The organism is Blastocatellia bacterium (genome assembly GCA_016713405.1).
GTDB lineage: Bacteria > Acidobacteriota > Blastocatellia > Chloracidobacteriales > JADJPF01 > JADJPF01.
The window spans coordinates 215,849-234,462 of the sequence record JADJPF010000024.1; the positions used below are offsets into that span (position 1 = coordinate 215,849).

Annotated in this window: 15 protein-coding genes and 1 pseudogene; 5 read left to right on the forward strand and 11 right to left on the reverse strand. The window is 33.4% G+C overall.

Translation table 11 applies throughout. The features are described from left to right. The first annotated feature begins 26 nt into the window (after positions 1–26). Positions 27–3,269 carry an exo-alpha-sialidase gene (locus IPK14_25100; protein ID MBK7996526.1) on the forward strand — a complete coding sequence of 1,081 codons (3,243 nt, stop codon included), beginning with the start codon at positions 27–29 and terminating at the stop codon, positions 3,267–3,269. A 596-nt stretch (positions 3,270–3,865) separates the two neighbouring features. On the opposite strand, the gene IPK14_25105 is transcribed toward IPK14_25100, so the two are convergent. Beyond that, positions 3,866–5,098: a GAF domain-containing protein gene (locus IPK14_25105; protein MBK7996527.1), complete on the reverse strand. Its 1,233-nt coding sequence runs from the start codon at positions 5,096–5,098 to the stop codon at positions 3,866–3,868. Positions 5,099–5,308: 210 nt separating this feature from the next. On the opposite strand from IPK14_25105, the gene IPK14_25110 reads away from it, so the two are divergent. Further along, positions 5,309–6,286: an MBL fold metallo-hydrolase gene (locus IPK14_25110; GenBank protein MBK7996528.1), complete on the forward strand. Its 978-nt coding sequence runs from the start codon at positions 5,309–5,311 to the stop codon at positions 6,284–6,286. A 7-nt stretch (positions 6,287–6,293) separates the two neighbouring features. Here the strand turns inward: IPK14_25110 and IPK14_25115 are convergent, their stop codons facing one another. The 5 genes from IPK14_25115 to ruvX all read right to left on the reverse strand — a co-directional run bounded on the left by IPK14_25115 (position 6,294) and on the right by ruvX (position 10,105). Continuing rightward, positions 6,294–7,022: a HAMP domain-containing histidine kinase gene (locus IPK14_25115; protein MBK7996529.1), complete on the reverse strand. Its 729-nt coding sequence runs from the start codon at positions 7,020–7,022 to the stop codon at positions 6,294–6,296. A 15-nt stretch (positions 7,023–7,037) separates the two neighbouring features. Further along, a complete protein-coding gene (locus IPK14_25120) occupies positions 7,038–8,336 on the reverse strand; it encodes a hypothetical protein (GenBank protein ID MBK7996530.1) in 1,299 nt (432 codons plus the stop codon). Then, the gene (locus tag IPK14_25125; GenBank protein MBK7996531.1) at positions 8,333–8,521 is read right to left on the reverse strand and encodes a hypothetical protein; all 189 of its coding nucleotides are present in this window, start codon (positions 8,519–8,521) and stop codon (positions 8,333–8,335) included. Before IPK14_25125 ends, IPK14_25120 begins: the two co-directional genes overlap by 4 nt. Positions 8,522–8,648: 127 nt before the next feature. Then, positions 8,649–9,683: an endolytic transglycosylase MltG gene (gene mltG, locus IPK14_25130; protein MBK7996532.1), complete on the reverse strand. Its 1,035-nt coding sequence runs from the start codon at positions 9,681–9,683 to the stop codon at positions 8,649–8,651. An 8-nt stretch (positions 9,684–9,691) separates the two neighbouring features. Continuing rightward, a complete protein-coding gene (gene ruvX / locus IPK14_25135; GenBank protein ID MBK7996533.1) occupies positions 9,692–10,105 on the reverse strand; it encodes a Holliday junction resolvase RuvX in 414 nt (137 codons plus the stop codon). Between the two features lie 288 nt (positions 10,106–10,393). On the opposite strand from ruvX, the gene IPK14_25140 reads away from it, so the two are divergent. The 3 genes from IPK14_25140 to IPK14_25150 all read left to right on the forward strand — a co-directional run bounded on the left by IPK14_25140 (position 10,394) and on the right by IPK14_25150 (position 14,275). Beyond that, positions 10,394–11,971, forward strand: a complete 1,578-nt coding sequence (locus IPK14_25140) for a B-box zinc finger protein (GenBank protein ID MBK7996534.1) — start codon at positions 10,394–10,396, stop codon at positions 11,969–11,971. Positions 11,972–12,149: 178 nt separating this feature from the next. Continuing rightward, positions 12,150–12,785, forward strand: coding sequence for an RNA polymerase sigma factor (locus IPK14_25145; GenBank protein MBK7996535.1), 636 nt, complete (start codon positions 12,150–12,152; stop codon positions 12,783–12,785). A gap of 44 nt (positions 12,786–12,829) precedes the next feature. After that, entirely contained in the window at positions 12,830–14,275 is a 1,446-nt protein-coding gene (locus IPK14_25150; protein ID MBK7996536.1) for a zf-HC2 domain-containing protein, read from the forward strand. A 164-nt stretch (positions 14,276–14,439) separates the two neighbouring features. Here IPK14_25150 and IPK14_25155 read toward each other — a convergent pair whose 3' ends face one another. From IPK14_25155 to IPK14_25175, 5 genes and pseudogenes are all read right to left on the reverse strand, one after another. Continuing rightward, complete coding sequence (locus IPK14_25155) at positions 14,440–14,895, reverse strand: hypothetical protein (protein ID MBK7996537.1); 456 nt, start codon at positions 14,893–14,895, stop codon at positions 14,440–14,442. Positions 14,896–15,250: 355 nt separating this feature from the next. Beyond that, positions 15,251–15,763 carry a peptide deformylase gene (locus IPK14_25160; protein MBK7996538.1) on the reverse strand — a complete coding sequence of 171 codons (513 nt, stop codon included), beginning with the start codon at positions 15,761–15,763 and terminating at the stop codon, positions 15,251–15,253. A gap of 31 nt (positions 15,764–15,794) precedes the next feature. Continuing rightward, positions 15,795–16,814, reverse strand: coding sequence for an insulinase family protein (locus IPK14_25165; GenBank protein MBK7996539.1), 1,020 nt, complete (start codon positions 16,812–16,814; stop codon positions 15,795–15,797). A 5-nt stretch (positions 16,815–16,819) separates the two neighbouring features. Then, the gene (locus tag IPK14_25170; protein ID MBK7996540.1) at positions 16,820–17,197 is read right to left on the reverse strand and encodes an insulinase family protein; all 378 of its coding nucleotides are present in this window, start codon (positions 17,195–17,197) and stop codon (positions 16,820–16,822) included. Positions 17,198–17,217: 20 nt separating this feature from the next. Beyond that, positions 17,218–18,558 (reverse strand): annotated as a pseudogene (locus tag IPK14_25175) (insulinase family protein). Between the last annotated feature and the right edge of the window lie 56 nt (positions 18,559–18,614).

Consider the following 18,614-nt stretch of genomic DNA (forward strand, 5'->3'; position numbering starts at 1 on the left):
TCCCTAATATTTTATATGGAGGCATTATGAGTCATAGTTTTAGGCTAGGATTAATTTTAGCAATTGCTACTAGTTTTATTTTGGCATCATTAGTATTTACTAGTGATGTTGTTGATGCACAAAGCCAAAAACAACCAATAAATAGACGAGAACAAATAAAAAAGGAAATTGACACTAAAGGTATTAAAAAAGGAAAAGATATTGCTAGAGAACTGCGATATCCTCGTTATCGTCCAGCAAGTTATAGTCAACAAAACATCATGGAGGAAGAACTTTCCAGACGGACAAGAATTTATGAAGAAAAAATGGGAATTTCTCCTAAAAACAAAGATAAAAGACCTGCTTGGCAATATAGTCCAACAAAATTTGATAAATTGTCTGTGGCAAATAAAAAACTGGCATTAAGCAAAAAACACGCCTGGATGCTTAAACCTCATGTTTTTAAGAATCTTTCTTCTGGTGGTAAAAGAGCAGCACTTTTACGTAATAGTTTGACAAGTTCATCTAACACTAAAGAGAAATTTTCACCAGCCTATACTAGTCAGCAATTAACAAATTTAGGTGGTAATGTAGCGGTTAACAAGCCTGAACTTGACAATATACTACGTACTCAAAGCGAATCATCAATTGCTATTAGAGGTAATAATGTAATAGTTTCTTTTAATGATATTTCAGAAAATAGAAATACTTGTGGTTATAGTTTTTCTACTGATGGAGGAAACACTTTTGAGCAAAAGTCTATTCCTGAACCAATAGATCAAATTAATTTAGGTGATGGAGTGGTAGCTTATGGGCCAAATGGGGAACTTTATTATGCTTTGCTTGCATTAAAAGGCTCAAACTTTAATTCTTTAGTTGGAGTTACTAAATCTACTGATAATGGTGCTACATTTCAAGGCTTAGGCGATGCTAGCAACACATTAAATAATGAGATCAATTTTCATGATAAAGAATGGATTGCTGTTGATAACACCAACACAGCCACTAGAGGAAATATTTATGCTAGTTGGACGGTTTTTGGAGAAACAGACACATTTATTGCTGTTTCAACTTCTACTGATGGAGGACAAACTTTTAGTAGCCCAATAAATATTAGTGGAAATGATAGTTTTGGTGTTCAAGGCTCTATGCCTATGGTTGGGCCAAATGGCGAAGTTTATGTGGCTTTCTCTTTTATAGGCATAGATTTTAATAGCGGGAATATAGTCAGTAGCGTTTCTTTAGTTAAATCAACAGATGGTGGTAAAACTTTTAGTCCAGCTAAAAGTATTGCTAACACAAATATGTTTCCTTTTTTTAGTGCGACTGGTGGCGATGGAGTGCGCTGTAATGGGTTCCCAAGTATATCAGTGGATAAAGAAGGACGTGTACATATTGCTTATGCTGATTCTTCACGAAATGCAAGAGAAGATCGTAGCGATATTTTTTATATTCGCTCAACCGATGGAGGCACAACTTTTAGCCAACCATTAAAAGTAAATGATGATATTACTGGCACAACACAAATTAACCCATCAGTAGCGGTTGCTGGTGATGGTACGGTAGCAATTAGGTGGTGGGATCGTCGTAATGACACTGTTAATGATAGTTTGACAGATGTTTATATGGCTTTTTCTAAAGATAATGGTGCTAGTTTTGGTAAAAACTTCCGCATTACTGATCATAACTGGGTGTTTAGCCCTTCGGAAACTTCAGATTATCATGGTGATTATGATGGTTTAGTTGCAGATGATAGTAATTTTTATATGTCCTGGAGTGATGAACGTCGTGGAGATCAAGATGTCTACTTTACTCAAATAGCCACAAACCGAGATGTTAATGCAGCAGACTTTAACCTTTCTACAACAAAGACTTTTGATAATACAATTGCTGGCAGCAAAGTAGATTATTCTTTGTCTACATCTGCGATTAATGGTAATCGTGAGCGTCTTAGCTTAAGGGCTGAACCAGCAATTGCTGGCCTAACTTATAGCTTTAATAGTAGTTCAATTAATGCTGGTGATTCTGCTATTCTTAGTGTTTCTACTGCTAATACTGTTGCGGCTGGAACTTATTTTATTACTGTTACTGCAACAGGTAGTAATTCTGTAAGAAGAACTAATTTGCGCTTAACTGTTTATAGTTCAAATCGTAGAGCCACTTCACCTATAAATATTAGCAATACTCGTGGAAATAGTTTTATTGCTTCAGGTATTAAGATGGACAGCAAAAATATTTTGCATACAGTTTATGAAGATGACACAGATTTTGCTGCCCTAGGTGCAACACAAGTCTTTTATCGTCAATCAACCGATGGAGGAAAAACTTATTCTGACCCTCTGACCCTTTCAACAACAGGAGATTTTTTTAATACTAGTCCTAATCTAGTTGTTGACACAGCAGGAAATATTTATGTAGTTTGGGTGGGTGACATACAAATATTGTTTACTAAATCAACTGACGGTGGCAAGACCTTTTCTAGGCCAATAGCAATAGGGTCTGAATCAGGCTTTGCTTTTATCTCTGCTGTGGCAGTAGATAACAAAAATAATGTAATGGTTAGCTATGCAGGCTTTGAATTTGATAACCAAAGTTCGCGCTTTGGGCTATTTGCTGCTCGCTCAAGTGATGGAGGAACTAGTTTTGCTCAACCTGTAATAGTTTTTGAAGAAACCAACGATAAAATATTATTAACCTCTATACCTTACTTAGCTTTTAATTCTAAAGGTGCAGTGTTTATTGTTTATAATACTGCTACATTTGCTCCAACTTCAACTAGGGTAGAAATTAACTTAGTTAGCTCAAAAAATGGTCAAAAATTTAAGAAAGCAAAAGTTGTTTCTGATTCAAGTTTACAATCTTTCCAACCACACATTGCTTTCTCTCAAAATAATGCTATGTATTTGTCATTTTATGAGTCTGTTAGGGTTGGAGGTGCAATAAGAAGAGATGTTCAATTACTTACTTCTACTAATAATGGGAAAACTTTTACTCCAAAACTAAATATATCTAAATCTGGTAGTGCAACCGCACCTTACACGGCTGTTGATAGTCAAGGTAATCCAACTCTTGTGTGGCAAGAAATAAGTGGAACTACTGGACGCGACATTTTACTTTCTAGCTCAAATAATAGAGGTCAAAACTTTGGAACTATAATAAATATATCTGGAAATTCTGGATCTTCTCTACTACCTACAGCTACTTTTGATAATAAAGATATGTTGTTTGTTGGCTGGAATGATGATTCTAGTGCTAACTCAGAAATATTTATTTCCTCTACACCAAAATAATTTTAGATAATTATTCTATTTAGTAAGCTTACAGCAATTTTTAGTTTTAATTAAAACTAAAAATTGCTGTTTTATTTCTTAACTAAATACAATGTAAACTAAGTAAGTTGATATTTTTCAGTTTCTTAAGTCACGCGCGTGACGAAATAATTATAGCCTAGGTCGTAAGACCTAAGCTTGGTGATTATACATAAACAGAGTCGCATAGCGACAACATAATAAACCTAATTAATACAATATTTTAATTAGGTCGTCACGTTCGTGACTCTGTAAATACTGTACTATCATACGTAGGGTTGAAACCCTGCGCTACAAATATGCCGCCCCGTTGGGGCTTTAAGAGATAAAACCTCAGAAAACTTTGTTTACAGTGTATTAAACAACACTTGGTAAATACACTGTGTTACTTTTCCGTTAACTTGGGTAAATAGGGCAAAACGTCTTTATTAAATATGAAAAAAATTCTAGAACTAAGCCCTGAAATCTTTAAACTTAAGTTTTAGAATATGAAACCATTCTTAGAGAAGCAAAGGAACAACTAATAGCCTTAAGTCATTAGTTTTACATATAACTAATAACTTACTTAAAATTACCTGTTATTTATTATCTCCCATTTGTTCCATAATAGTAATTAAGTTGATTAAAAATTGCGCACTCTTTAAAACTTTTCCTACTTGTGTAGTAAAAGCTCCTATAAGACGCTCATCTTTGTCATCAAAAGTACCTTCAGTTTTATTTAAGACTTGCAGAACACCAATAATTTTTCCTACATCATTTCTAATAGGGGCGCAAAGAATAGTTTTAGTTCTATAACCTGTTTTAATATCAATATCTTTATTAAAACGAGCATCATCATAAGCTTCAGGAATATTTACTAGTTCACCTTTAGTAGCAACATAACCAGCAATACCTAACTCCATAGGAAAGCGAATTTCATTAATTCCTGTTCCTTGAGCTACTTTTGACCAAAGTTCTCTGGTGTTAAAATCGATTAAGAAAAGTGTACTACGATCAGCATTCATTACTTGAGAAGTTTTCTTCATTAAAGACTGTAGTAAATTATCTGTATCTAAACCACTAGCTAAAGCTTTCATAATTAGTAACATGGTTTTGCTAACAGTAAAGCTAGAGGAGTCATCATCAATTTTATCATTTAGAACTGTTGCAGCTTGAGCAGCAAAAGCTTGCAATAAATATTCATCTTCAGAAGAAAAGCTTCCAGTATTTTTATTAAATACTTCTATGACAGCAATAATATTACCTGATTCATCCCGTAAAGGGGTTGCAATCATATTTTTTACTCTATAAACGGGTTTTTCATCAATTTCTGAGTAGAAATGCTGATTTTTACTAGTATCTGAAACCATAACGGTTCTACCGCTAGAAGCAACATAACCTGCTAACCCAACATTTGAAGGGAATTCTTGAGTTTCTAGTCTTTCTTGATCTCTTACTCTAATTTTCAAATTATTATTAGCTGAATCTACTAGAAAAAGCGCGCCTTGATCAGCATCTACAAGCTCAGCGGCACGTTCTAAAATTAAATTTTGGCGTTTAGTAAGATTACTTTCTGCCGAAAGACTGCGAATTGTATCTACTAGAAAATACAATACTTGAATTTTTTTATTTAATGTAGAAAGTTGTTCAAACTCTTTATCTAAAAACACAGAACTAAGTTCGCTGGTTTGTTGCAAGCGACGTGTTCTATCTGTTGTAGATAAAGAAGATAAAACTTCAGAAAGTTTAGAAACACGTGATAATTCTGCTTCTAATCTGGCCTTTTCAGCTAAAGTTTGCTCATACCAACCTTGAAAGTTAAATTTGCTCATAGCCGTCGCTTTCTCCAATTTATATTAAATTTTAATTGATTAATAAGAATGGAATAAGTTTATTGTTATAGCAGATCACTTGAAAATATATCAAACCTACATTCCATTTATTTACTAGCTGAACTATCATAAACAAAAAGTTGCTATTTTTTCAAAATTGCTAGTAACCTAACTATTAATAATATCAATTAATTATCTAAAAGGTGTGGTATGAAACTTATTTATTTAACTTTACTTTTAACATTTGTATTTCTTACTACTAATAATGTCTGTAGCTCATCTAAAAAAGACAAAAGTGATCATATGGTTAAAAAGCTTAATATACAAATACTTTCTACTATGGTAGCAGATTCTGGAATTGGTGAATGGGGGTTTGCTGCAATTGTAACAGCAGATAATTACAAAATACTTTTTGATACAGGGGCATTACCCGATACAGTGTTAAAAAATGCTCGTGAACTAGATGTAAATTTAGCAGATGTTCAAGATATAATTTTAAGTCATAACCATTCAGACCATACAGGAGGACTATTAGAGCTTAGACAAGCTTATATGAAAGAAGCTCCTAAGGCACTTTCTCGCGCACATGTAGGAGCAGGAATATTTTGGAGCAGACCAAATAAATCTGGAACAGAAGCTAATGATATGCTAGAACTTAAACCTAGCTATAAAGCTTTAGGTGGAACTTTTGTTGAACATACGAAGCCAACAGAAATTGCTCCAGGTGTTTGGGTTACAGGAACAATTCCACGTATCTATCCAGAAAAAAATATTAGCGGCTCAGGGAAAACTATCTCTCCCACAGGGGTTATTGATGATAATATTCCCGAAGAATTATCACTAGTAATTAATACAGTTGATGGATTAGTAGTAATTTCTGGCTGTGGTCATGCAGGTATTATTAATACATTAGAGCATGCATGTAAGTCAGTCAAAAATGCACCTATTCTAGCAGCAATAGGCGGCTTTCATCTTTTTGCTGCTACAGATCAAGAACTTGATTGGACAGCAAAGAAATTAAAAGAACTTAATACTAAAAATTTTATTGGAGCGCATTGCACAGGATTAGAGGCTGTTTATCGTATTCGTCAACAAGCTTCACTCAGTCGCAAAACTTGTGTTGTTGGAGCAGTTGGAGCAACTTTTAGCTTAGATAAAGGTATTAATCCTTTATATTTAGCCCAGTAGCCACAAGCTATTTTACTGGCAGAGTTATAATAAATTCTGTTTGCGTTTCATTACTAGTAAAAGTAAGAGTACCTAAATTAGATAAAATCATTTCGCGGGCTACAGTTAAACCCATTCCTAAAGCATTGGTTTTAGTAGAAAAAAATGGTTCAAAAATCTTTTCTTCTAATTCTTTAGAAATCATTGAACCATTATTGGTAATCTTAATTAATATTTTACCTGCCAAATCTTGACTAGTGCTAACGCTTATTTCTGGGTTAGTAATATAAGTAATGCTATCTAAAGCATTATCTATAATCATTAATAGTGCTTGGGCTAGTTTGTAGGCATTACCAGTAAAAGTTAAGAGTTTAGAATCTAAATTTAGTGTAATTGGTAATTTATTCGGCTTAGGTAAATATCCTGCAACATGAACAGCTTCTTTTACTAAATCATTAATATTAATCAATGTTTCAGATGAGGTTGTTTTAGTAAAAAGCTGTAATTCTCGTAGTTTTTCTGATAATCGTTTAACTCCATTGTTTATAGTATCAATACGTTTTTTAATTTTTGGATCAGCCATTATAGGATTAATTTGCAGTAATTCAACATTGCCATTAACCGAAGTAAGAGGGTTGTTTAAGTCATGAATAAAATTTCCCATCATCATCCCAGTTAGCCAAAACCTTTGATTGCTTGCTAGAATAGTATGTAATCGGTCTAATTGTTGTTGTAATTCTTCTATAGTTGGGGGCATATATTTTCCTATAGTTTAGACTTTAATTTTCCAACAAGTATCTAGTAATTTATGCCGAGTAGCAGATAAATCACAAGCTTTTTCTAATTTTCCTTTTTGCTGCATAAAATTACTTAATTTTTCTAGTTCATCAGCCATTTGATGGGCTTGCATAATAAAATAATTTACAGTCATTAGCTGAGTATCTAATAAGTGAGGTGGAGAACTTGCTTGGGCTGTACGGTAAGTTATATAGGATTCATTTATTTCTGCCATAATTGCAGCAGAACGCCCTAGAAGATCATTAGTAAGACGCATATCAGGATCAGGATTATTACTATTTAGTAATGCTTCTTTTTCCCAATAAGAAATTATTAGGCGGGAGTTTTCTAGCTCAAGTATTTGCACAGAAGCATTAGGATTTTGAGGCACTCCACTAAGTAATTGTTTTAGTTTGCTACATCGCTCAGATATTTTATTACCTAATCTTTGTTCATTTAAGGCATCTCGGTCTATTTTTTGTTCTGAGGAATATTGAGGATCTAATCCATAAAATGAAATTGTCTTTTCTAAAGTTGCACGAATATGTAGAAAAGTACGTAGTCGCTCGCTGTTATTCCCATAATCAGACTGCAACATTTGGTCATTTTTAGAACTAAATTCCATAGCTCCTTCAGCAGTAATTTCGCTTCCTTGACCTGTTTGCACCATGTCCATGCCGGTATTAATTAAAAGTTGGCTAAATTGGCGTACTTTCTCATTTTCTATTTTGTAGAGTTGGGCAAATTTCTGTCTTAGGACTGTATTTACTTGGACACATTTGGCTAGCACATTAGCATTATAAAAATGTGTACCAAAAGAATTTTTTAGCTTGCGGCCTTTATTAATATAATCACCAGAAATTAAGTCATCAAAAGAGTTAACTCCCATAAGTTCACGAATAAAAGCATCACATTGGCTTAAAGTGGTGGTTAGACTTGGGTGGTCATATCTTAAATATTCTGGTAGTAACTTTAATATCTCATCTTTTAAGCTTTGTTCAGAAGTTACTTTTAATCTAGGGAGTCCATCAGTTTCTACACAAAAACATTGTGTAAGCAAATAATCTACTTTTCCTTGGTCTACTTCTAGCCTTTCGCTTTTATTAAGCAAAAATTGGGAGATTAAAAGTAAATGCTCATTAGGAAGCTCTTTATTTTTTTCACAATAATTACGTAGCAAAAATGGGGTGAGTTTACGGTCAATTACTTCAAACCATCGCCAAATACTATTTAATGACCCATCTATTTCTGTAAGTAAAGAAGTTACTTGGTTTGGGTCTGGCTGCTCCATCATTTTCTTAATAAATTAAGTTTACCGTAAACTTGGTTTAAGTCTGCTGGTGGGGTACTTTCTTCAGAAGTTAATGGAAGACCTAGACCAAAATAATGTTTGCTTAAGGCATAAATTATCTTAAAACGTCTAGCATAATCATTATAGCGTTTTACTAAATCTTGAATATTTGCGGCAGAAGTTTCCATAATTATTTATTTTTGCAGATACTTAAGGATTAATGTTTTCTATTTGTAGCTCGATTATAAAGCGATTTAACTACTTTTGCAGCAAATTTTTTAACCATTGCTTTTAATTAACTAAAATTTTCCTTAGTTAATTACCTTGATTTTGTTGTTTCTTTTGTCGACGGTAAGCAGCAACTGCTGTTAAATGCTCGGATTCGGTTCGTGAAAAATTATGATGACCATCCACACCATTAGCAACAAAATATAAATAATCTACCTCAGATGGATAAAGGGCTGCATCTATTGATTTCAGGCCAGATGAAGCGATCGGGCCAATAGGAAGCCCAGTTATATAATAAGTGTTATAAGGTGATTCACGTTTACGGTGTATAGGATTATTTACTTGTCCATCCCATTCTTTAGCTACTTTAGCTGCATAAATAAAAGTAGGATCACAATCTAATCTCATTTCGCGCTTAAGCCGATTATAAAAAACAGCCGCAATAGTTGGGCGTTCCTCATTGATTTTTGCTTCTTTTTCTACCAAAGATGCCATTGTTATTACTTGATGCAAAGTCATTCCCCTTGCTTTGATACGTTCTTGACGTTCAGGTGTTAGAGTTTGGCGAAAGCGTTTTACCATGGCAGCAATAATTTGAGGTGCTTTTTGTTGACGAGTGTAGGTGTAAGTATCAGGAAATAAATATCCTTCTAAATCTTTTGCTTCAGGGTCTAAATCTTTTATTAAATCTATATTAGCAATAGCTTTTTCAATTTCTTTTTGACTATCAATTTGAGCATCCGTTAGAGCTTGGATTATGTCAAACTTATCATAACCTTCAGGAATAGTTATTTGTTGAGTAACCACCAAACCTTGGTTTAGTTTAGCTATTACTTCTAATGCGGTAATTGGGGACTCAAATAAATAATCACCTGCTTGTAACTTACTTTTTTCTGGATTTAACCTTAAGTAAACCAACAGGGGCCAGCTACTACTAACAATCCCTTGTTTTACTAACAAATCTACAATTGCTCGTCGGCTCATTCCTACTTCAATAGTGATTATTACTTGACTATGATTATTTGGTTTTATTAGTTGTTTATAGCCCCAAAAGACTATTGCACTAGCTATTGCTAGTAATATTAATATAGATAAAACTGATGTTTTTAATAAACGTTTCATTATAGTTTTTACTTAGGCAAATTAGAAAGATAGTCTTCCAAAATTATTAATGCTGCAAACTGATCAATTTTAGCTTGTCGCTGTTTTAAGCTTAGTCCAAATTCTTTCATTCTTTCTTCTGCTTCATAAGAAGTAAGCCGTTCATCCCAAGTAGTTATTGGACAAGATAAAGAAGCTGAAAGTTGAGCAACAAATTTTTCTACTTTTGCTGCGGAATCTCCTTTTGTTCCATCTAGCCTAAGCGGTAAGCCTACAATAATTTGATTAACTTCTAAGTCTTCAACATATTGTTTTATTTGATTTAAGGCTGTTTCTTTTGGTATTCGTGAGAGTGTAACTAATGGGCGTGCTGTCATCATTAGCTCATCGCTAACAGCTAAACCAAGTCTTTTCTCTCCATAATCAATAGCTAGTATTCGCATAGCCAGGACAGTATAGAAGTGATTAAAATCGCCTGTCAACGCTAGTTGCAATAAAGCAAATGGTTGAAAATGATAAAAGTGATATAGACGGTAAATAAATAAAATTAAATATAATGAAAAATATAGACGAAAAAGACTTCTCAAATGGCTAGCTATTATGTAATAATATTAATAGATGGACAGTAATATAATAGTTCGTCCTATAAAGTTATGGAACTTTTTAATATTTTTTGTTGCAAACAGCCAATAAAAATATCAGCCACCAAAAATAAATAGGAGAAAAGTTTAATGAGTACACAAAATGAGATTTGGCAAGTAATGATTGATGATCAAGTTTATGAGGCTGATACAGAAACATTAAAAGAATGGGCATCCGAAGGTAGGATCTTGCCAACAGATAAAGTAAAAAAAGGTAGCTTAGCTTGGAATGATGCTAATCGTGTCCCTATGCTTAGAGCTATTTTTGCAGGCCAGCCAATTCCGCCTAGTGTAGCAAAAACACCATCAACACAACCAAATCAAACTAATAATTTAACATCTCCTAACCCTCCTAATTTTCCTAGCAATAATTCTTATAATAATTCTGTTTCTGCTCCAATAACGCCAATAACGCCAATGACTGCTCCATTAGCTCCTCCTTCTCCCATACCAGTTTTTAATCCTGCTGCCGCTATGCCAATGGCAACAGGAGTTTGCCGAAATCACCCTCAAGTACCTGCTAAATTTGTTTGTCGTGTTTGCAGTGCTATGTTTTGTCAGGATTGTCCTAAAAAGATGGGAAGTATGGCAATTTGTACTGCTTGTGGTGATATGTGTAATAAAGTTTCTGATATAGCAGAAAAAGCTACCGCAGTAGCTCAAACAGTAAATTATTATGGGCAAGGAAAAGATTTTGGAGTAGATGAATTTGTTAAAGCTGCTAAATATCCCTTTCAACACTTAATTTCCTTAATATCTGGTGCAATTACTTATGCTTTTCTTGTTTTAGGTAGTCAAATAGGTTTTGGTTCTTTTATGGCAACAGTTATGGCAACAGTTTTTCTTTTTGGGTGTATGTCTTTAACTATTAGGCAAGTAGCAATGGGACGTATGGAACGTAACTTTATGCCAGACTTTAGCGCGTTTTCCTTTTTTGATGATGTAATTAAGCCTTTGCTTTTAAGTATAGGAGTAAGCATTGTTAGTGTTTTACCTGTAGTGGTTTTGTTTTTTGCTTTGTCTTCAGTAGGTGGTTTTTTTGCCCCTAAAGAGCCTGCCTATGTTCCTGAAGAAGAAGTTCTTAGCCAAGAAGATATTAAAGGGCTAATTGATGGTAATGATGCAGAACGTGATTTAGAAACTGCCAAAAAACTACAAAAATTAGAGCCAACACGAGATATTGGAGTCAGATCTTTAGAAAAAGAAGAAAGAGAACAGAAAGAAGAAACTGTAGATCTTAGTGAACAATTTAATAATAATTACTTAAGACAAGTGGTAGGTGCTGGTTTAATATTTATTTTAGTTATTGGTTTAGGGCTACTTTGGGCTTTTTTCTATTATCCAATGGCAATAACAATTGCAGGATTTACTCAAGATTTCTGGTCGGTTGTTAATCCTATAGTGGGAATAGACACTATGCGTAGAATGGGTATGGTTTATGTTAAAGCTTTTTTAATGTATGCAGCTATGTTTATTGCTGGTAGTACAATAAAAATAGGAATATTTATACTTATGGCTCCTATAGTAGCAATACCATTTTTTGGTATGGCAGTTTATGAAACTGTAGCAGCCATTTTTACCTTTTATTTTAGTTTAGTAATTTCTTGTATTTTAGGGTTAGCTCTTTATAAATGTGCTGAAGAATTAGATATTGCTGTAGATAAATAAGAACTTTTCCTAGATTTTCCAGTTAAAAATAGGGACATAGAAATACAATATGTTATTTCTATGTCCCTTAAAGTTTGTTATCTATAGAATTTATTGGTATTTTATTTAGAGAAACAAGTATATTGTTGGGAACCAAAGTTTTAGTGTTGAGATTATACTTTTACACGGAGGCACGTGGATGAGTAAATCCGATGAGGAACTCATGCAGCAGTTCCAAACAGGAAATGAGACAGCATTTGTCACCATTTATGAACGGTACAAATTGGCTATCTATCGTTTTCTTTATCGTAGACTAGGAAATCAAGCACGAGCAGAAGATATTACACAAGAAGTTTTTGTAGCGATAATTGAACATTGTAGAGAATGGCGACAAGAATCATCTTTTAAGACTTATCTTTATCGTATTGCTCATAATCGTGCTATCTCTGAAATTCGACGTAGTGAGTATAAAGTTATGGTGGATGCTGATAATGAAGCAAATGCAGAACGAGTTTCTAAGGTTGCAGCACCAAATTCTTCTCCTGCTACATCTCTAGAACAACAAGAACTACAGATAAAAGTTCAACGTGCTTTAATGATGGTAGAAATAGAATATCGTGAACCCATAATTTTACGTGAGTATGAAGAATTAAGTTATGAGGAGATTTCAGCAATATTAGAAATACCTATTGGTACTGTAAAATCAAGAATTTTTAGAGGTAAAGTAGAGTTAAAAAAATTATTGGAACCAATGCTTTCTAATACTCCTGAACAAGTGCGAAAACCTCCAAATGTCGGACTATCATCAGGAGTATCAGATAATATTAGAACTTAGGCAAGCAGACTTAATAGCAAGATATTACGATAGGAATTAAATTTATGAACTGCGACTTAATTATAGAAGATTTACAAGCATTCCTAGATAATGAGTTACAATTAACTCGTCGTAGTGAAGTACAAACACATCTACAGACTTGTAAAGATTGTAGCCAAATGATTAATGATCTTAAAGATTTGTCTAGCTTGATGAAAAGTTGTGATATTCCAATACCTAATCTACCTACAGGACAAGAATTGCTTGCTAAAGTTGCTTCTCAGTCTGCTAAGAAACAAACCAATCCCTTTACTAATTTTTTACTTTCTACATATGAATTTTTCTTTAGGTATAAAGCTCCGATCTTAGCTACTGCAACAGCCGCTACATTAATAGTTGTAGCATTTAATATTAGTGGGGTAAAAGAAGGAAGAATAACTCTTTATTCTGAGCAAGAAAAAAGTTCTGCTACATCAGTACAGGAAAAATCCTTAAATCAAGACATGACTAAAAATGTTCCTGTTACGGCTCCTGCGGCTGAAGTTCCAATAGTAGAAAATAAAGAAAACTCTATTGCTACTAAAGCCCTCACAACTTCAGAACCTTTGGCAAAACCTCAAATAAATGCTTCAGCAGGAGAAACAGAAGGAGCATTAGCAGGAAAAGTTAGTAATTTAGATAGTAGTGCAATAGTTGGAGGGGTACTTGGTGCAAAAGATAATCAACCCTCGCCACCTCCACCACCTCCACCAAGTGACAATCCTAAAGCAGTAAGTAATTCAAAAGTTGAGATGAAACCTTCTGAGAGTAAAGAACAAGATGACTTAGCAAAAAATAATTTTGCTGACAAAAAAGTTTTAACTGAACAAGAAGCTAAGAATATTTCTAATGAGTCAAACACTTCTGAAGTTGTTGAGGTTACTGCAAAAGAAGATAGTAAAGACAAAAGCAGAGATTTAACAGTTCAACCAAACCAATCAAGGCCAGAAATAGCTAAAGGAAAAAGTGGAGCAAGGCCAGGAAACTCTATACAAAAAACTGAAAAAGCAGACACAAGTAAAAGTAGTTCTAATCTTGGTATGTCTGCACCAGCATCTATGGCGCAACCACGACGAGCCGAAACACCAGCTAAAGTTGCTGAAAAAGTGGAAGAAGAGAATAGACAAACATCTAAACATACAGAAATTACTATTTCAACAAAAGATTTACAAGTTGTTAGAACACAATTAACTCAAATTGCTGAAGCTCAAAAAGGAAATATTACACTTAAAGTAACAGATAATAAAATTACATCTATTTTAATTCAAGTACCAACTAGCAATTTAGAAAATACTTTAGTAGCTGTTAGAAAAGTGGGCAAAGTAATAAAAGAAAATACTAGACAAAGGTCTGTTTTAGTTGATGAACTAAAAGAAAGAAAAGATATGGATAAAATAAAAAGTAAAAAGCCTGAAGAGAGAAAACAATTAGAAACTAATTTTTCAACAATTAATATTGTTTTTATTGAATAGATAAATAAATAGATAGTAAAAGAAAAAGCTAATTATTTTAATAATTGTTTGGAAAACTTGGTGGGAGAGAAAGATTATTTTAATGTATATAACGTTATATAAAGACAATAAAAAAGCTAGAGATTTAAGTCCGTAGCTTTTTAGAGAATCACTAATAAAATGAATTAGTTACCAATTGGGGTAGACATAGAATTAGCCATTGCGGTAGCAGTGGTAGTACCACGAATAACGCCAGTAGCGTCTACGAAGAATGTACGATCGCCAGTTCTACCAATTCCGCTAGTAGCAGAAGGTGTACCTGTTACGTTAAAATCTGCTAAGGATGAAGCAGAAGGTGCTGTTGTATTAACAGTATAATTGTAACCAGATTTTGCTGTTCCTGAAGCAACTGAAGTACCAGTAGCACTAGCTGCTGCTGCTAATGAATCATCAATTAATTGTTGATTGAATAAATCTGATGCGCTTCCAAATGCACCATTACCAACGCCAGCTTGATAGGTAGCTTCTACTGAGTGGAATAATCTCATTGCTTCTACGGCTGATGCACCGTTAGCAGAACGACGGGAAGCTAATAGATTAGGTACTGCGATAGCTGCGATGATACCAATGATTACGACCACGATTAATAATTCGATGAGTGAAAAACCTTTGTTATTTTTTCATGTATATCTCTCCTTAAGGATTATAGTGTTAGACCGGATTTAATGATGTTAACTTATTTCTGCTAAATATATAGGCAACCTTTGTGCCATTGATTAGTGACCAAAAATTTTTTTTTTAGTCCAATATTATCTATAACTTAAGTTTTTAAGATCTTTTTGTTTTTAGATTAAATGACAAAAGATGTCAGCCGATAATTAACAAAATTTGTAACTTAGCAGTTAAGTGACAATTAAAGTTATTGAAATAGAACATAACATAACCAAAAGTTTAAGGTAAAGAAAACTTAGAAGCTTTTTAGCTTCAAATATATACCTAAGTATCAAACTTTTGTTTTAACCATTCATTACGAGTAGAAAAAGCTTGTGGAGAAATAGCCCGATCTAAGGCTAAAACTCCATTTAAGTGGTCTATTTCATGTTGTAAGAGTTCGGCAAAATCATTTTCTGCTATTAAAGTATTTTTTAAGTTTTCATTATCTTGATAATCTACTTTAATTTTAATTGATCTTGAAACGCGCACCATTAGCTCAGGGAAACTAAAACAATCATCCCAAAGCTCAAATTTTTCATCACTTGCCCAAGTAATTATAGGATTAATAAGTGGAGCAGAAAAACCACTTATATTAACAAAAATCATTTGTTTAAGAACTCCAATTTGAGGTGCGGCAATAGCACGGCCAAATCCTTTAACATCATGAAAATTTGCTAATGTATCTCTAAGATCTCTAATTAAATTTTTTGTTTGGCTAGAGTTAATATCAATAATCGGACTAGATTTTTGCCACAAAATAGGATTTCCTAATTGTAAAATATCTTGGATCGCCACTAATAAAACTCCTTTAGTTAAAATTTAGATACTACTTAAAACCTTCTTCACTAATTTTTTTAGTATCTATTTGAGAAGCATATTTTTTAACAATGTTAGAGATTTCTTCGCTTTTACCAATTAAAACAAAAACTAGATTTTCTTTAGGGAAGTATTCTTTAATAATTCGCTGTGCATCTGTTAGGGTAAAAGCATCAATTTTGGCGAAAAACTCATTAATTTCTTTTTCATCTAAGCCAAAAAATTCTAAATCTATTAAAACTTCTGCTAACTGATCTCCACTTTCTAAAGTGTCAGGAGCAAATTGACCTTTAATATAGCTTTTTGTAGATTTTAACTGCTCTTCAGTTATACCTTTTTGATGAAGGCGATTAAGAATTTCTAATGCTAAATCAATGGCTTGCTCTGTTGTGGCATTTTGAGTAAAAGTAGAGATTGTAAAAGGCCCACTAACTATATTTTGACTAAATGAAGATCTTGCACCATAGGTAAGACCTGTTCTAATTCTAAGTTCAGAATTTAACAGTGAGGTAAACCGCACTCCAAAAAGAGTGTTAACAATTTCTACTCCAACACGATCAGGATTATTTCGAGAAATACCTGTGTTACCTATAAGGAAAAATGTTTGTGTTGTATCAGGCTTATCAATTAGAAGTAGTTTTTTTCCTTTAACTGAAGTAGGTTCAACTAGTTTGATTGGTGTAGTAGCTTTTTTATTCCATCCACTAAAACGATTAGTTAAAGTTTTTTCCATTTCCGCACTAGCAAAATCACCTACTACAGCTAAAATAATATTAGTTGGAGCATAATAATTGTCGTAAAACTTAACTATATCTTCACGATTAATGTTAGCTAAAGATTTTTCATCCCCGCTAACAGGTCTAGCATAAGGATGATTACCAAATAAGTAAGCATTATAGTAACGCCTTATTGCTGATTGGGCATCATCTTTAGCTTCTTTAATGTTACTGATGGATAATTTTTGTAGTTTCTCAACTTCTGATTGTGGAAAACTTGGATTGGTTAGGATATCAGTAAAAACATCTAACAATAAATCTAGATCTTTTTTAATACCTCAGATTGAGCAAAGGAAAAATCGTGTTGAGCAGAAAAAAACAAAGATGCTCCTACTCCATCAAGTTCACTAGCAATTTTGTCAGAACTACGATTTTTAGTCCCTTTTCTTAACAATTCAGCCGTTATGTCAGCTAAACCTTCTTTTCCACTTGGGTCAAGAACGCTACCAGCGCGAATACGCATATTAAAACTAATAAAAGGAACTTCATGATGTTCCATTAAAAGTATTGTCATACCGTTATCAAGCTTAAGTTTTTTATATGGAGGTAGTTTTAGTGAGTTAGTAGCAGATGTTTGAGCAGTGGCAGAACCTATAAGTAATAAGAATGTTAATAATAATAAAATAAAGTATTTCATCACCTTTTCTCCTAAATGTATTAGTTTTTATTTTCTTGAGCTTGTTGAGATTGTTCGGAAACAGGAACTAAAGTAATAACTGTACGATTACGAGAAGTGAAATATTTTTGAGCTATTTTTTAACATCCTCAACAGTCACTTTAGCAAAATCATCTGGAGCAGAGAGTAATTTTTTGTAATCACCAAAAAAAACTTCATAAGTTCCAATAGTGTTAGCTTTACCAGCAATGGTTTTTAATCTGGCATAAAAATTAACTAAAAGAATATTTTTAGCCTTTTTTTAGTTCTTCTTCGGTGATTCCTTGGGTTTTGATTTTTTCTAATTCTTCATAAAGGGCTTTTTCCATTTTTTCTGTTTCAATGCCAGGTTGAATTTGTGCATAAAAAGTAAATAGAGTTGGGTCAATGTCAAAGTCTGTTCCACCTTCAATTGAAAGCACTAACTCATCTTGATCAACTAAACGTTTATAAAGACGTGAGCTTTGACCTATAAAAAGAATATTTTCTAATACTTTTATTGGGTAATACTCTGGACTGTTAGTAGCAGAAACATGATAAGCAATAGCGATAGCAGGCACTTGAGCCAACTTTTCTACACGACTTCGACGTTCTCCTAACTGTTCTGGCTCACTAGTAGTAACTTTGGCTGGAGGCTCATGAGCTTTAATTGGTTCTAAATATTTTTCTGCTAATTTAACTACTTCATCAAATGCTACATTGCCTGTTACTACAAGTGTAGCGTTTGAGGGAGAATAACCAGATTCAAAATGCTTTTGTAAATCTTGTAATGACCAACTTTCAATGTCTGAAGGCCAACCAACTACAGGCCATTGATAAGGATGGGCAGTGTAGGCAGTTGCCCAAAGTTGTTCATCTAAAATAGCTAAATTATTGCTTTCCACAGAATTACGACGTTCAGAATAGACAACACCTCGTTCAGACTCTACTATTTTAGGATCAATACTTAAACTTGCTATTCGGTCAGCTTCTAAATCAAATATTAATTCTAATTGTGAGACAGGAAACCAATCCTGATAAACTGTTAAGTTACGGCTAGTATAGGCATTATTTGTGCCTCCATTAGCTTCCATCACACGGTCAAATTCACCTGGGCCATATTTTTTGGCTCCATTAAACATCATATGTTCAAAGAAATGTGAAAGCCCCGTTGTTCCTGGCCTTTCATTACGTGAGCCTATACGATAAAAAGTATACATAGCTGCATTGGGAATAGAATGATCTTCATGGACTAAAATTTTCATGCCATTTTTTAAGTTATGTGTTTTAACTTCTAAGGATTGTGAATAACTTATGGCACTAAAACTAAGTATTAATAATAGGGCAAGAAAAAATTTTTTCATGCTTTACCTCGGTTGATAAGATTTATTTGCGATACTCAGAACAGACTATTTTATAG